Annotated in this window: 17 protein-coding genes; 10 read left to right on the plus strand and 7 right to left on the minus strand. The window is 43.9% G+C overall.

Translation table 11 applies throughout. The features are described from left to right. Positions 1-209: 209 nt before the first annotated feature. The 5 genes from V513_RS10210 to V513_RS10230 all read right to left on the minus strand — a co-directional run bounded on the left by V513_RS10210 (position 210) and on the right by V513_RS10230 (position 5,097). Entirely contained in the window at positions 210-992 is a 783-nt protein-coding gene (locus tag V513_RS10210; RefSeq protein ID WP_099772669.1) for a tetratricopeptide repeat protein, read from the minus strand. A 77-nt stretch (positions 993-1,069) separates the two neighbouring features. After that, positions 1,070-1,861, minus strand: a complete 792-nt coding sequence (locus tag V513_RS10215; RefSeq protein ID WP_257212071.1) for an ATP-binding protein — start codon at positions 1,859-1,861, stop codon at positions 1,070-1,072. After that, complete coding sequence (locus V513_RS10220) at positions 1,833-3,095, minus strand: hypothetical protein (protein ID WP_099772671.1); 1,263 nt, start codon at positions 3,093-3,095, stop codon at positions 1,833-1,835. The genes V513_RS10215 and V513_RS10220 overlap by 29 nt, the downstream gene beginning before the upstream one ends. Positions 3,096-3,215: 120 nt before the next feature. After that, a complete protein-coding gene (locus V513_RS10225) occupies positions 3,216-4,661 on the minus strand; it encodes a PD-(D/E)XK nuclease family protein (RefSeq protein ID WP_099772672.1) in 1,446 nt (481 codons plus the stop codon). 124 nt (positions 4,662-4,785) lie between these two features. After that, the gene (locus tag V513_RS10230) at positions 4,786-5,097 is read right to left on the minus strand and encodes a helix-turn-helix transcriptional regulator (protein ID WP_099772673.1); all 312 of its coding nucleotides are present in this window, start codon (positions 5,095-5,097) and stop codon (positions 4,786-4,788) included. Positions 5,098-5,925: 828 nt separating this feature from the next. Here V513_RS10230 and V513_RS10235 point away from each other — a divergent pair. Beyond that, complete coding sequence (locus V513_RS10235) at positions 5,926-6,162, plus strand: DUF1659 domain-containing protein (protein WP_099772674.1); 237 nt, start codon at positions 5,926-5,928, stop codon at positions 6,160-6,162. Between the two features lie 167 nt (positions 6,163-6,329). Next, positions 6,330-6,539, plus strand: a complete 210-nt coding sequence (locus V513_RS10240) for a DUF2922 family protein (RefSeq protein WP_006487518.1) — start codon at positions 6,330-6,332, stop codon at positions 6,537-6,539. 60 nt (positions 6,540-6,599) lie between these two features. Here the strand turns inward: V513_RS10240 and V513_RS10245 are convergent, their stop codons facing one another. Beyond that, positions 6,600-6,977, minus strand: coding sequence for a four helix bundle protein (locus V513_RS10245; RefSeq protein ID WP_099772675.1), 378 nt, complete (start codon positions 6,975-6,977; stop codon positions 6,600-6,602). 104 nt (positions 6,978-7,081) lie between these two features. Here V513_RS10245 and V513_RS10250 point away from each other — a divergent pair, with 104 nt between their 5' ends. The 8 genes from V513_RS10250 (at position 7,082) to V513_RS10285 (ending at position 14,105) form a co-directional block, all read left to right on the plus strand. Beyond that, complete coding sequence (locus V513_RS10250) at positions 7,082-7,324, plus strand: hypothetical protein (RefSeq protein ID WP_099772676.1); 243 nt, start codon at positions 7,082-7,084, stop codon at positions 7,322-7,324. 222 nt (positions 7,325-7,546) lie between these two features. Then, positions 7,547-8,404, plus strand: a complete 858-nt coding sequence (locus V513_RS10255) for a thermonuclease family protein (protein ID WP_099772677.1) — start codon at positions 7,547-7,549, stop codon at positions 8,402-8,404. 23 nt (positions 8,405-8,427) lie between these two features. Next, complete coding sequence (locus V513_RS10260) at positions 8,428-9,192, plus strand: thermonuclease family protein (RefSeq protein ID WP_099772678.1); 765 nt, start codon at positions 8,428-8,430, stop codon at positions 9,190-9,192. 214 nt (positions 9,193-9,406) lie between these two features. Then, positions 9,407-9,628 carry a hypothetical protein gene (locus tag V513_RS10265; protein WP_099772679.1) on the plus strand — a complete coding sequence of 74 codons (222 nt, stop codon included), beginning with the start codon at positions 9,407-9,409 and terminating at the stop codon, positions 9,626-9,628. Continuing rightward, positions 9,621-9,872 (plus strand): nucleotide pyrophosphohydrolase, encoded by a 252-nt coding sequence (locus V513_RS10270; RefSeq protein WP_099772680.1) that lies wholly within the window; start codon positions 9,621-9,623, stop codon positions 9,870-9,872. Before V513_RS10265 ends, V513_RS10270 begins: the two co-directional genes overlap by 8 nt. A 666-nt stretch (positions 9,873-10,538) precedes the next feature. Beyond that, positions 10,539-11,189 carry an endonuclease III domain-containing protein gene (locus tag V513_RS10275; protein WP_180274878.1) on the plus strand — a complete coding sequence of 217 codons (651 nt, stop codon included), beginning with the start codon at positions 10,539-10,541 and terminating at the stop codon, positions 11,187-11,189. Positions 11,190-11,203: 14 nt separating this feature from the next. Beyond that, positions 11,204-12,886 (plus strand): McrB family protein, encoded by a 1,683-nt coding sequence (locus V513_RS10280; protein ID WP_099772682.1) that lies wholly within the window; start codon positions 11,204-11,206, stop codon positions 12,884-12,886. Next, a complete protein-coding gene (locus V513_RS10285) occupies positions 12,876-14,105 on the plus strand; it encodes a 5-methylcytosine restriction system specificity protein McrC (RefSeq protein WP_180274879.1) in 1,230 nt (409 codons plus the stop codon). Before V513_RS10280 ends, V513_RS10285 begins: the two co-directional genes overlap by 11 nt. Here the strand turns inward: V513_RS10285 and V513_RS10290 are convergent. Beyond that, positions 14,058-15,203: a DNA cytosine methyltransferase gene (locus tag V513_RS10290; RefSeq protein ID WP_099772684.1), complete on the minus strand. Its 1,146-nt coding sequence runs from the start codon at positions 15,201-15,203 to the stop codon at positions 14,058-14,060. The two genes, V513_RS10285 and V513_RS10290, sit on opposite strands and share 48 nt — an antisense overlap. Positions 15,204-15,700 lie beyond the last annotated feature (497 nt).

Below are 15,700 nucleotides of genomic sequence, written 5' to 3' on the forward strand. Positions count from 1 at the left end.
ACAAATGGCAATCCTGTCAGATATACATTTCAGAATCTGTTGTCGAACTTCTCTAACAAGAAGAGATCGTTTTGAACTGAAAACGTTTGTCCTAATGAAAGAGAATTGAAGTAGCCGGGCGGATGCCCGGCTTCGGTTCAGCTATGTGAATATGCAGTGGCAAAACGAATCATGTTACCCTTTGACTGTTTGCTATTCTTCGAGAGCATCTATTGAATATTGTTTGTTTCGGCCACCTGCTGCGTACCCGCAATGGCGTGCTGATTCTTGCCTACCCATTCCTCAATGACTTCCCTTGCATCACAGAGATCAGCAATAGTGATCGATTTCCCGAGTCTGTCTTCATAGAAATTCTGCAGACTTCCCCCGAAAGAGCTCGATAGATCCAGGATCATACCGGCGATAATGTATCTTCTGCTTTGCTCTTCCCTGTCAAGGTTCTCGAGCGCCTTGCCTGCAAGAAAGTAGTTCTTCGGAGTCCGGGGATCGAGCCTCAGTAACTTCTGGACCCATGCGAGGGCGTCGAGCGGCCTGTCTGTTTCTAGGTAAAGGTAAACAAGCTCTTCCACAGCTTTCATGTTGTCTTTATCTTCCGAAAGTGCGGCCCTGAACATCAGTTCGGATTTGTGAGGCTTGTTTCTCTTCCTGTAGATCTTTCCGAGGAATACCATCCCCTCTATGTCGTTCGGTTTTCTTGAATAATGCTCCTCAAGAAGAGATTCTGCCGTCTCCGTGTCATCGAAGAGATAGGCAATATGGCCGAGATCCCACAGCTCTTCATCGTTCAGTGTCGCCCATCGCTCGAACTCGCTCGCGACAGATGCACCCTTCTCAGCCTCAGAAGCGCATTGACTACTTTCTCCATTTAGAATTGCTTCCGGAACACTCTCCTTCTTTGAGAGATCGTTTATTATCTCGTGATAAAGTTTGAACGCCTCTTTCCAACTTCCGTCCAAAAGCAAAGCCAAAGTCTTGGTTATTCTGTCTTCCATCACATCACTCCTCCAGTTTTAATTCTTGGTAGAAATGCCTGCGGATCTGTCCAGCGGGTTTTAGCATTTCCCAGCCTTCAGCGCTCAGCGGGTCCTTGATCTTCCAGCGGCTCTTCTCTCGTCCATGCAACATACCTCTCCCTCTTCTTCTCCCGGTAAGAACTGACTCCTTCAAGCCGCATGATCGCTGTCCTCTCGCCCAGCCTGCTGAAGATCCTTGCCCCCACGGTTGAGTCGAAATCTGTCAGGTTCAGGTTGGAGGTTATTATCGTTCCCGCTCCCTGTTCATACCTGTGGTTTATCAGTTCGAATATCTTGTCGGTCGTCATCTTGTTTTCCGTCTCGTTGCTTAGGTCGTCAATAACGAGAAGGTCAACCCCCGAACACTCCTGTACCTTCTCGCAAACAGTCTTGAAGTCCCCGATCTTAAGAGACGGGGCCGTTATGAAGGCTACGGTGTCTCCCAAATTGACTGCCTCTATCGCTATTCCCGCAGCGAGGTGAGTCTTTCCGGTTCCGTAGCCTCCGAGAAGGACGAAGTTCGACCCGATCTTCCACGCCCTGTGTCTCACGTACTTCTTCGAGAGGTCGAGTGCCCTTTCTGTAACTTCGTCTTCGGGGATGAAGTTGTCCAGTCTTCTCTCCCACAGTCCCTTGGGAAGGACTTTTATCAGCCTCTCCATGTTTTCCCTCACCCTTCTGAATTCCATGTATATCGAGCACTCGTACATGAGGTCGCTGTACTGTGGGTCTTCACTGGAGTAGATTATGTAGCCCCCGTAAGGGCACTTCTCCGGACCGGGACAGTTCCTCATGCACTCTTCTATCGCCTCGTCCTTGCTATACCGTGTATTTGAGGAGTTCTTCAAGTGTTTTGGGTCTCTCTCTTGCCGGATTCTTGAACTTTTCGATAGGATCTCTAAACGGTTCAGAATCGCTCCAATCTTTTCTTCCATTTTTCTTCACTCTCCTTCCGAAGGCTCCCCTGAGGAGGGGCTGCATTAGATACTCGAAACCTATCTCTTCGAGTACCTCGTGTTTCGATCTGTCTATGGCTATGATCGCGGTCTTTATCTGGGAGGGATAGCATCTTCTCAGGGCTTCTCTCAGCAGGGGAATCCATTCCCTCTCGAAGGGCCCTATTATCGTTTCCCAGGTCTCCATTACGTCTCTCTCGTACCTCGAACAGGACTCGAGGTAGGAGAAGTCTTCCTGACCTTCTTCATCATGTTTTGCTTCCTGATCGTTCATCTCGAACAAGGGAACGACCAGACAACCTTCAGCCGGGACTTCTTCCGGAGGGCCGCCTTTATCCTGAGCTGTCTTTTTCCCGTTCGATTTGATTTCGGAAGATGAAACGGCAACTTCGCCGGGAGGAGTCTCTCCTGGATCAGTCTTTCCCTTTTCCGGAACACCGGACAATGGCCCTATGACCGTAACAATCTCCGAATAATCGGCAGCCTGTTTCGTCGATGAGTTGCCTGCCTGTTCAATGTTTGGCGGAGGGTCATCATTCTCTTCATTCTTCACCCCTTCTCCTGTCGATTGCGAAAGTGAAACTTTCGTTTCTCCGTAAGGAGAAAGAATGTTTTTATCTCCTGTTTTGTTTACTTTACTTTTCTTTAGTTTAGTTTTGTTTATATTACTCGTAGGCGTCGGGTAGGCCTCGGGTAGGTCTCCAGTAGGCTTAGAGTCGGTCTCGAGTATGGTCTCATCTCCAATGACGCAATTCTCTTGTCCATCAACAGACTCTTTCGACAGACAGCGGGGTGGTGTGACTTGAGTAGGTCGTGTGTCGGCCTCGGGTAGCTCTCGGGTAGGTGTCGGGTGCGCAATTACGGTGTATTTTCCGGGGTTATGTCGGTCACCCGTTTCATACGCAAGTAGGCCAAATTTACACAATTTCTTCCTCGCCCTTATGAGCTGATCTCTCGAACAGCCGAAAACGCTCTGAACTATCCCGTTAGGAAGAACAAAGCTCTCGGGCCATCTCGCGTTGTTCGCGTAGTCGAGAACGAAGAAGTACAGAGAAGTCTCCAGAGAGTTGAACTTGTGTATCTTATTCGCTATCCAGAAGTTGTTTATTAGTTCTATGTAATTCACACTAAAACCTCCAGTCAAAGATCGGACGGATGTGAGAGGTATGAGGCTAGAGGTTAGAAAGGCAGGATCTGACTGCTCTTCTTACCTCTTCCCTCTGGCCTCTTACATCTCTTTCAAAAGCTATGCTTTCCTGAACCTCCTCACCGGCTTCAGCTTTTCTTTCTTCTCATATGCATCGTCGGGAAGATAGTCGACCAGCTCCGATAAGTTCTTGAACGTGATGAATTTGAATGGATCGGGGAGGCCTATGATGGTATCCAGGGCCGCCTCTCTATCCAGAAGCCTTATCTGAGTCGGGGCCTCGTCGCTCGCGTACTCGTAGCCCTGAAGCTCGACCTTTCCTATCCCTTCCCTGTCTATGAATTCATCTGCGAGCTTCTTCATCTTCTTAGCCCCTTCCTGAAAGGCTACCGTCTTCTGAAGGGTGTTCTTCAGAGAGTCACTGTCGGTAATCGTGAGATCCTCCCCGAGCTTTTCCATTAAGGGGCAGAAGGAATGATAGAGACAGTAGGAGCAGTGATCTCCCGCTTCCGGTTCAAAGTCGCTCTGAAGGATCTGACTTATCCAGGCGTAGAGATTGATCCCGGCCTCTTCGAGATTTTCCTTTTTCACCTCTTTAGAAATCGAGGCTCCCGCAGAAAGAGATACCCATTCTATCCTTCCTATCTCGTATCCCTGTCTGGAGAGAGCCCAGGCGTAAATAAACAGCCTCTCCCAGTCGGGATCACCGAATCCTGCCTTGAAGTGGCACAAAACGAGGGGATGGTTGACCGTCACCGGTCCTCCGTCCTCCGAAAGACCAAGAAAGGCAGATTCAAGGCACTTTTTAGCTTCTTCCCCGGGATTGGAGACAAAGAATTCTGCTTCACAGTTCTTCTCGAAGGACGAATACATGCTCTGGGACGAAGGACGAGGGACGTTTTTCCGCTCATCTTCATAGAGCGCCTGCGCTCTTCCCCTAAACACCACTTCCGGTTCATTAAATGGCACGGGATTGGAGAATCTATCCAGCGCGAAAGGAATATTGAGAGCTACAACATCTTTGCTCTTGAGGAATTGAACTCCAAACTCTATCTGGTCGAGATCCCTCTTAAGGTTCTCTCCAAAGAGCAGAGGAGTAGGAGAATTACCGAGATAAGAATTGAACAAAGCCCTCAGGATTAGGCCGTTGTGTTTTCTTCCCTCTCCCTGAGCTTCGGGAAGCCCCTCGAAATAGCGGAGATAGAACCTGTGAGGACATTCCACGAAGGACTTGATTCTGGAGTAGGACAGTGGGAACGGGTGACGGTTCTCCGTCAGCCGTTCTCCGTTTTGGGATTTCTCAAGAGCTAATTTTTCAGAGAACGCAAGCCCAGGTTTGCAGGTTGGATGAGAACCTTCAGAACCAAAACCCTTCACTTCTTCTGCGGGAATGGATGAAGTAATATCACTGTTGCAAAAAGGGTAAACAGATTTAGACCTTTCCAACCTTGAAGTGGTAATATAAGTTAGGGTTTTGCAATTCTTTTTCGTTGAGAGCGGGTCTCTGGCAGGAGATCCGTTCTCGTTTTTTACTGCCGGATTCATGGCGAATCACCTTCCTTTCTTAAGTACAGCTCCAAGTTGTTAGTCGCAAGGGAAACCATTGCAGGTGCCAAGTTGCATGTTGCGACGGATCTTTGGACGGTGGACCGTTGACGGTTGACCTTCTTCATCCGTCATTTTGCGCCTCCTTTGTTGTCAGTTCTCTCATGGCGTTCTCATATACGGCTATGTCATAACCGAGACTGTAGAGATACATGAGATCCTTATAGCCGGGAAATCTCGAAGTCCTTGTGAAGCAGGGAAAGATCCTCTCCACCGGAACGCCCAGAAAACGGGCCAGAGTATCCGCGTTCCGGAAACCGGGAATTATCCTTCCCAGCTCGACCTCGGAGATGTACTTCTGGTCCTTGCCTATCACCTCCCCGAGCTCCCTCTGGCTGAGCTCTCTCATGATTCTCTCATCGCGCAGGTTGCCCATAAATCACCTCCTTTCTCCATGGATTTAGTTTATCCAGAACTCAATTGTCTGAATGGGACGGCTATGAAGCCCTGGATATACTCGAGATTAACTTTCATATTCCTGTGAACAAAATCGGGCTAAACAAGCAATTTGACCTGAAGCCTTAACTAAACTTGCGCGGGATGTTTCCCGTTCAGTCGGAAATTATCATGCCATTATTATGGCGATAGACCTGAAGATGAGTTCTTGAAGAAATAAACCCTTAAACAGATAGAACAAAAGCGAAAAGCAGTCTTTCTGAAACCATCCATATTTTGAAAAACCTCCATCGGCTCCGTAAGTAAATCAAAACTGGCTGTATATATTCTATATCACCCTCATAAACGCTGTCAAGAACTGTTCATGAGCTTTTTAGTTTTGAGAAACCGGGAGCGACTGTTGTTTATTATCTACAATTATCTCTGATCAAATCCGATTATTCGATTGATGCTTTTTATCCGGCTCTCTTTCTTTTCAAATCGTCTCTTTTCTTTTGCTTTTTCATAATGGACACAAATTAATGCGATAGCTTTCAACCAGGATAAGAGAGCCTTTGCTTCTCTATTTCGATTATACATATTCGATACTCCAGAGCCAAACTCAGATGTTTTTCACCTGAGCTTGGTGTTTTTTGATCCTGTGGTATATATTCATCTCACGTGGCCACGAAAAAAAAGGAACGTTTTCCGACAACGGGCAGCCGTTCACCGATTAAGATCGAAAATGCAATGCCACTGCACTTTATAGCTCTTTCGGAGGACGGAGGACGGCCATCGGGGGACGTTCACAAGACAAGGAGGAATTTTAATGGGATTAGGAGCAACTGTGATGGTAGTTGGTACCGAGAAGTCACTTTCGATCACCTGGGATACCGGTGTCATTGAGGACGACAAACCAGTCCTCTCGAGACAGACTCTCAGCGTCGATTCGGCAATGACTGCACAGGAGGCATACGATGCAGCCTATAACATCGCGAGCCTCACCAATTACATCATCGCCGACATCAGACTGATCGAAACCCAGACCCTCGGACCGATTGACTAAAAGACGGATGTGAGAGGGTAGAGGAATGAGGTTTGAAGTTCATATCTTCTTACCTCTGACCAATTGATTAAGAAAAAAGATGTGAGAGGATAGAGGTTTGAAGTTAAAGATCTTCCTACCTCTGGCCTCACACAACTGACCTCTAAACAACGAAAGGAGGAACTCAAATGAGAAACCTGAGCGTTAGATGGTACGATTCAACCGCGAAGAAGTCTAAGGGCTTCTACATAAAGGAGCCTAAGGAGACTCTTACTCAGGCTGAGGTCGAGACTGTCATGGGAAACCTCGTAACTCTGAAGGTAATCCCTTCAAGCTATGCGGTAGACTACGCAGCAGTCATCGACACTCAGAAGAACGAGTTGTTTAACCTCATATAGATGTAAGTGGATAGAGGTATGAGGTTTGAAAGGGATGGGGTTCTTACCCCGTCCCCTTTTCTAAGTACCGGATGAAGATCTGAGCTTCTTCTTCGAGAATATGAGACCATTTAGGAGCCTGTTGACCTCGTCTGCAAGCCTCTGTATACAAGAGTGTTCTTCCTCTGAAAGGTAGCCCAGATTGTTGCAGATTTCGAGCTGTGTAGAGAGCTCCATCAGAGAACCCCTGGCAGTGTAGAGAAATCTCAGAAGCTCTTTCGTAGATTCTCTTCCAAATCCCTCTGCGATGTTGGAAGGGATTGATACCGAGGCCCTTTGCATTTGAGACGACAATCCGTAGCGTTCATGCTCGGGGAAGTTTCTGGTTAGCTTGTAGATCTCAGTCGTCAGATTCATAGAAGATTTCCACAGCTGCAGTTTTCTGAAGTTTCCAAACATAGATACCTCCTATAACAATGACTGTGATTCTCTATTATAGCTCTTGATCTTCATACCTCTCACCTCTGGCCTCTAACATCTACTCGAAGCAAAGGAGTGATAATATGTCGTGGATAAAAGAGTTACTATCTCTAATCACAGTCTTCGCAAGCTACGTAGAATCCCCCGGCAATGGGCCGGAGAAGAAAGAAAAAGTAAAACAGATGATAAAAGACGCGCTTCCAGATGAACAATGGAAGATCGATCCCGAATTCTTCGATTTCATCCTGGATGTCCTTATAGACCTCGTCGTCATGTTCCTGAACAGAGGCCTTTGGAAGACAGCGACGAAGGTGCTGGTTAAGTAATAGCTATTTGCAGATAGCGATTGAGAAACACAATATTTCTAGGCGACTCGAAAACAAACAAACCCAGTGTATCTCACCTTCTTTTTTGGCCCGGCTTCAGAGCCGGGTCTTTTTTAAACAATCGAAAGCGCTTAATTTTGTTTTCAATGTAAACTCCTTTATAATTTTGTTTGGATTCTATTGTTTTTTGGGGAAGCTTGAAACGAGAGAAGGAGGATCGAAATGAGAAGAACTAACTTCTTTCTCTTATTAGTGCTGTCTACACTGGTGCTTGGACTAGAACCTATCACTCTTCGAATTGGTGATACTTCAGCTACTTACTACAGGGAATACCTTAACCTCTTCGATGACGTAAGCGAATATGAAAGCGCCGTTGTATGCATTGTCGTGGATGGAGATACAGTCAAGCTGAAGCTTAAAAGCGATCCCGATTCTTTGCTAACCGCAAGGCTAATTGGAGTAGATACACCCGAAAGCGTCCATCCCCAGAAAAGCGTAGAGTATTTCGGCATCGAGTCATCTGGTTTCACGAAAGCAATTCTCGAAGGGAAGGATGTCTTTATATCCTTCGATTGGGATCAAATTGATGCTTACGGACGGATTCTCTCTTATATCTGGATTCCCACAGAGTATGAAGGGAGAGCCTACAATATCATGTTCAACCTTCTTCTCGTTTCTAGCGGTTACGGCCATGCCTATACTAGCTATGTTTTTGATGAGAACTACATGGGAATCTTCATCGAAGCTGAAAGGCTTGCCAGACTCGGAGGGTTTGGTCTATGGCAGGAAGAAAAGCCAGACAGCATTTTGCTGCCTGAGTATGACCCTATTGTTTATATAACAAGCACCGGAGACAAATACCATGTGGATGGCTGTCGTTTTCTGGAACACAGTAAAATCCCTATCCTTCTGTCTGAAGCTGTAAGACGAGGTTACATACCCTGTCGTGTCTGCAAACCGCCTGAATTAGAGCCTGCCTCTTTCAGCGTAGTTGAGGAAGACTTTATGACAGCCATTACAGAAGAAGGAAGTGTTGTGATACTCTACCCGGACGGTACTTGGGAATTTGAGGCATACTGACAGGAAGATAGAGGGAGGTAATCATGAGAAGAATTTTGCTTCTCAGCATCTTAGTGGCATTTTCTCTGCTTCATGCGTTAACACCCATAACGCTTCAGTTTGGGGAAAATGAAGCTACATATTACAGAGAGTTTCTGAATCTGTTCGATGTGACAGCTGATCATGATGAGGCTTTGGTGACATGCATATTGGACGGTGACATTTTCACTATTGTGCGCCATAAAACGCTGAATTTCCTGGAAGTGATACATCTTATTGGAGTAGATTCTCCCGACAGCACACATTCGGACAAGACCGTTGAGAAACTTGGACTGAAGTCTTCAGAATTTGCTAGAGTTCTCCTGGAAGACAAAAGAGTCCTTCTTACTTACGACATTACCCCTTGGGATTCTTATGGACGGTACCTTGCTTATGTATGGCTCCCCGCAGTCTACGAGGGCAATTCATACTATGTGTTGTTTAATCTTCTCGCTCTAACAAATGGATACAGCCGGGTCTACACTACACATCCATTCAATGACTACTACATGGAGATCTTCATCGAAGCGGGAAGACAGGCGAAGCTGCAAAGAACAGGGCTGTGGGCCGAAGAAGGCTTCGCCAATATACCAGCCGAACCGCTTTTTAACCCGATTGTATACATAACAAACACCGGGGAGAAATACCATCAATATCACTGCCAGTATTTGCTTGAAAGCGGAATCCCGATTAGATTGTCGGAAGCTGTTTACCTTGGATATGAGCCGTGCAGCGTTTGCAGGCCGCCCATAATGTTTATGAAATACTGAGGCTTGACCATTTTCTCATAGATAACTTGCAGTATACGGAGAGGAGAAGGAGACTTTTCAGTAGGGACTAGAACTCGCGAAAACGACCATTGAAATTGTCGGAAAGGAACTGCTATGATTATTGAGACATAACGAAGTTAAATGGTTGCATCTGGAGAATAACCTAAAACAAAACTAAGCGAATTACTGTGATTAAGATATAGTGGTGATTCTCGTGAAAGAATCTGTAAAACCGATTATTGAACGAACTGTGACTGCAATTATCACAATCGGAATCGTTTTCGCAATTGCTCTAATGATTCTCTCAGTTAGTCTTCTGATAAGTGCTAAGAGGGATCAAGATTTCTTCTCACATTATCTTGAGGACTCACTGATGAACGATACTCAACCGGGGGCAGCATCCGAATTAGGAATCTCAGGAGGTAACAATGTTTAACGAGACCGAGAAGAAGATCATGGCTTTCCGTGATGCCCGCGACTGGTCTCAGTTCCATAATCCCAGAACTCTGGCAACGTCAATATCCATAGAAAGTGCCGAATTGCTCGAGTTATTTCAATGGGCTAAGGACTCTGAACTGCAGGCACTGGTGTCACGGAAAAAAGGCGAAATCTCTCAGGAGCTTGCAGATATTATGATCTACATAATAATGATGGCACACGACCTGGAAGTTGACCTTTAGGGGGCTATTATGGACAAAAGGAAGGAAATGAATAAGAGTATCCCATAGGTGAGTCTAGGGTGAAGTCTTCTAATCATTATTATTGTCTTCTGTTCTGGAATGATCATATAAAAAGAAAATGACTTAACCAAAAAAACTTTCCAACATCCCTGTCACATGATAGCGCATTCTACTCCAAATCATTTGGAAGGAAACTGGGTTCTGTAGATCGTTTTTTGGAATTAGCTCTACCAATGTTAAACTATGAGTGAAAACACCATCAAGAGGTCTTTGAATCTATGCCATAGCTTTATTATTTTTGTCATATTTCGACTGCCAATTCATTTAGTTTCAAAGAAGAACCATGGCCGCAGTTAATCGCATCTATGGTGAAGAATATTGAACTCAATAATTTCTCGGCATCTCACGGACTGCTTTACTATCTACACTCTTTAGCGAAAACAAGCGTTTCAGGTAATTCATGGTCTATCAAGGATGCATTACTGATATGAATCTTAATGGGTTTACAGTGTCACTAGAGGCTCCCAACCTTTTATAGGTAATGAATGATCCAAATTTAGTGCGAGGTGCTCATTAAGAAGATGATCGTATAGAGAATTATGATTATGATAGAGTGGAAGCTTTTTTTACAAATAAGCATTTTAACTTTAGAATGTGTTTTGTGAGGTGAGAACTACGAACAAGTATGAGTCCTTTGTATCCAACGTAACGAAGTGGGGAATTGATCATTTAGGAGTCTTTCCCTGGCGTTTTTGTGAGGATTCTTACAAAATTCTAATCACTGAGATACTTCTGGTAAGGACTTCGAGAGATAAAGTCAACGCTATCTGGCAAGATTTTTTTGCTCGATTCCCAACTATCAGCGCGTTAGCAAAGAGCACTCCAAGCGAAATTTCCAGCATTATCCATCCCCTTGGTTTGCAGAGAATCAGAGCATCTCAGATTCTTGAGCTTGCAATCCGGCTAGTGGAAGAACTGGATGGAATCGTGCCGCTAAATATTGACGCTCTAGCTCGCCTCAAAGGAGTTGGCCAATATGTCGCAAGCGCAACCATTTGTTTTTTGACAGGAGAGAAGACGCTGGTTATTGATAGCAATATAAACAGGGTCATTGATCGTTTTTTTTCGGGAGAGGATCACGATAATTATAAAAGCTCAATGACCATTTTAGAACGCATTCTTCCTCTGGACAATTTGGATGTACGTATGTTCTACTTCAGTTTGATTGATCTTGGATACGAGTATTGCAGGCGTGTTCCTGATTGTGAGAAATGTGTGCTTCGAACGAGTTGTTCTTACAATATACATAGGCATTAAGAAAGGAGAATTTAATGGCTAAGACAGTTTTTATTTCGTCCGAAACGATTGAATCAGCAATTGATGATCTAAAAATGGTTGAATTTTGTGGAAAGAGGGCAACCGAGGCACATCATTTATTTCTATATTTCTTGCTAAGGCGAGCAGGTGTAAGTGAATACGATTACATTACAGATTCACAGTTTAAACAAGATGAAGTAAGAGAAGAGATTTGGGAAGCTATGTTTGAACTTGGAGCGCTTTACAACCCTTATTTCGAAATTGGACTTAAGTATTGTTGTTTTCCCTTTTCGGGTTTTGGTTTTCTCAAGCAGAGTGAAGAAAAGTGGTCTAGTGACCTTTTCTACAACAAAGCAACGCCAATTTGTAGAAAAGAATACCCTTATAGGAACATCAATTTGGTGAACAGAGTTTTCGATAGTTTAGATAATGCTTTTGTCGACAAAGGTCTGGCATATTCCAATAGGAATGATGGCAGCAAGAGCTACAGATTTAAACAGGATGTTGCTCACGAGATTTCGAAGCAATTCCGCAAGCGGTTTCCGTTAAGGAGTTTCTTGTTATGGATAAATAGATACAAGAGGTTTGACGAGTTTTTCCAGTCAAAGGACATCTGGAATTTCCTGAAAATGGATTTCCTTAAGCGCTATCATCTCGAGCAACGAGAACTTGATTCGCTTTTCGAACCGACAGGCGTACAACACATAAGTTTTGCAGACGAACCAATAGATGGATCAAGAGTTCGAAGCGTTCTTAACCTCGTTGATAAACCCGAAATATTCCCTTTGGCTGACGAGGGAAGAACTCTTATGTTTGATGCTTTGACGAGAGAAGATTTCGAGAATCTTACAACTGGGGAGGCGTATTTAGTGAATGAAGATCACCTGTTTATTCTCCTTGAGAAATATCACCAGGTTATTCTGCAAGGTGTTCCAGGGACTGGGAAGACCTACATGGCTAACAAAGTGAGCGAGAGATTCGACAAGGTCTTCAAGGTTATGTTTCATCCGAACTATACATATCAGGATTTCATTGTAGGCAAGACGATGCAGAACTTCTCAGTCATTCCTCAAGAGGGATTGTTGTTGAGAGTTATCAAGGAGTGTCACGATGAAGATAAAGGGAAAGTCCTCCTGATTATTGACGAGATAAACCGAGGACACTTGGCATCGATTTTTGGAGAGACAATTTATGTTCTCGACAGATGCAATGAGGTAAGAATTGCATTTGGAGATGAAGAGATCAATTTGAGTTTGCCGGATAACCTGTATATTCTCGGTACAATGAACACTTCTGACCGAAGTATTGCTTTAGTTGATTTTGCAATTAGAAGAAGATTTGCAGTTGTGACTTTGTATCCTGATTATGAACTTATTGACTCCGCTTCTAAGGTTATTGGAACAGATTCACCGATTTTAGGCAAACTTCTCAAAAAGATAAATTCAAGAATTGTACAAGAAACGAAATCTGAACACTTCCAATTGGGACACTCGTTCTTTCTGAAACCTGCCGGTTCTCAATGGACGTTAGACGAGGTTCGAGAAGTGCTTGCCTTGAGGATTGCTCCAATGGTCGAGGAATTTGTCATGGCGGATGTCCAGAAATTGAGACGGATTTTGCCCCAAAACCTTTTCGTGGATCAAAACGCCCAGTCCTATCTAAATGACCTCCAGGAATACATTGAAAATGATGATTAAAAAGCACATAGTTCGATCTGGAAGTATACTCTACAAAGACGAAATAGAGGAATATTTCCGAGCGATCAAAGAGGCCAATTTGAGTCTACCTGGAGTAACCATTTCCCATCACTCACTTGTTTTCACTCAAGGTTATGTTGGAACGATTTTCAATCGCAACTACAGAACAGGAAGCATGATAGAAATCGAAGTGGTTCCCTCGATTGAGTATTTAGAAACTTATGACTATCTTAGGCTTGTTTCTGCCGAGATAGATTTTCTTGGTTATGAAAAGCCTCAATTCGATGTGTCGGGTGGAGAGGTGTCTCGAAAAATTGTCTCATTGTTCATTGAGAGACTTATCTTTCTTTGTGACGCAGGTCTTCCCAAGAGATATAACTACAGTGAATCGCTTTCAGAATGCGCAATTGGGAATACTGACTATGTTGAGTCTTCTTTTCGCTACATCCTTGGTAGGTCTCCGGTTTTCATTTCAACCCGAGAATCTGCTGAAACTGATTCCTGGCCACTAGTGGCGATCAAGGCGGCTTATGAGAAGCTTTTGAGAGCTGGTATCATTGATGATATCCTAAGAGTTACACACTCACTGGCCCAGGTCCCTAGTGTTCGTGTTTCTCCAAGAGAAGTAGAGTCCCACAATGTTTACTTTTCGAGTTTTGAGAAACCAATGAAAGAGGCTTATGAGATTGCAGTGATAATCCTCAACAATCTAGATTATTCTTGGGGGGACAAAAGAGGATACACTTCACTGTTAATCAACAGCAATTCTATTTTCGAGGAGTTCATTCGATATTTGTTGGAAGACCATGTGGACAGATATATGTTTGACTACCATCATGAGTTCAGATTAGCCTCCAATGAAACGGGTTCTTTAGAGCGGAAAGCTATACCCGATTTTCTGTACAATTATCGAAAACTCCCCTCAATAGGATCAGCGGTACTAGATGCGAAGAACAAAGACTTCCGCTCTCGCTTTCAGACAACAGACATTTATGAGCTTTTCACCTATTGTACAGCAGCGAAGGCGGAACTTGGTGTTCTTATATACCCTTGGACCTCTACCTGCTTTGAAAAACTCGATTTCTTTCCCAGCAGATCGCTTCAACTTTTCGCAATAGGACTAGGCCTGTCAGGATGGGAAGCCTCGTCAAACAAAAGAGAAAGTGAGGTGTCAGCTTTCCGCGATATAATCAAACAAATACTGGGAATATCTTCTTGATCCTGAATCCTCAGTAAGCGCCGCTAAAACGTACTTTGCAATAGCGTGTGCTAGAACAGGTGGAACTGCATTTCCGATAACCTTGTACATCGAGGGTATAGAAACACTGTGGAAAGTAAAATCATCTGGGAATGACTGGAATCTAGCAATCTCTCTTACATTATATCTTCTATTTTCAATAGGGTGTAGAATTCCACAGTTCTCAGGTTGCGCTGATGCAGTGATTGTGCCATTTATCTCTTCAAAATCAAATCGTCTATAGAAATTGGGTGACCTATACCGTTTAATGTTATCTCTAATCCTTTTCATTCTTTGTGGAAGCAATTCATAGGGAACGTCTTTCCACGATCTCTTTATATGTGGAACCAAAGATCTAGATTGCGGAGATAGATCCCATGTGTCACTTGCGTTAGGAAGAGAACTATCGTAGTTTAGAACCGCCTTAACCTTAAGATCTTCTCGACTAAATGGTTTAGAAAAGCCCTCTAGTAAAGACAAATCAGGTGAGATATTCAAATCTTCGCGAAACGCAATAATCAAGACTCTGTATCTGTCTTGAGGTACTCCGAAATTACTAGCTCGCAACAATCTAGGACTTCCCACTCTATATCGAGTCGTTCTTCCGCCATCGCTCTGTACAGATTCAAGTTGATCCCTTATTTCTCTAACCACAGGTTTCCCATTTGGCATTCTAGAAGAAAGCAAACCTCTAACGTTTTCAAGAACAATTGCTTTTGGTCGCTTGACTCTAACAAATCGAATGACTTCTTCGAAAAGTGTTCCTCTGTGATCGTTTACTCCTTTCCTCTTGCCAGCGGAAGAGAATGGTTGGCAAGGAAATCCAGCGGTAAGAACATCAAAATCAGGTACGTTTCGCGCATCTATGCTCTGAACATCAGCAAGCAAAGGCATATCAGATGTGTTGAAGTGTTTTAGATTTTCAACATAAACACTGACCGCGTCAGGATCATTATCGTTTGCGACAACTATCTCAAATGGATTCATTTCATAAGTTCTACCCAAAAAAGTGAACCCACCGGAAAAACCTAGATCAAATCCTCCACAGCCGGAAAACAGAGATGCTACAGTGAACGCCATGCTTAAACCTCCAAGACATTGGTGTAAAGTATTATACCACAATCAAAGCTCGTAATGACTTTAAAGATTTTCCTCTGTAAGCGTTACCAAAATAAGCTTTACTCTGAAGGTTGCAGATGACCAATGAATGACCAAATTTAATCGAAGAATATTATAGTGGATTTAGGTATTATCCTGGATCAAAAGGAACTCATTATCAGAATAGAAATGAGCCAAGCCACATCTAGTCCTGCAATGATTTTTCGATTCAATTACCTCAATTCATAGCAATAGAAAATAAGCAGCCAATATTTCTTGAGCTCACCAAAGACACTCAGTCTTTGGCAATCTGATGAAGAACATCGTGACATACAATTATCTTTTGCTTTCCCGTAATTGAAGATCAGCCAGCAAAATCGGGAAAGATTTGCGGATTGAACTACAACTGGTAACTTCAACTCCCGAGCTTATGGTTTTGGGCTTTCGAAGGATCCTTGACAAGACTACATTTTCTGGAT

Source organism: Mesotoga sp. H07.pep.5.3, assembly GCF_002752615.1.
GTDB lineage: Bacteria > Thermotogota > Thermotogae > Petrotogales > Kosmotogaceae > Mesotoga > Mesotoga prima.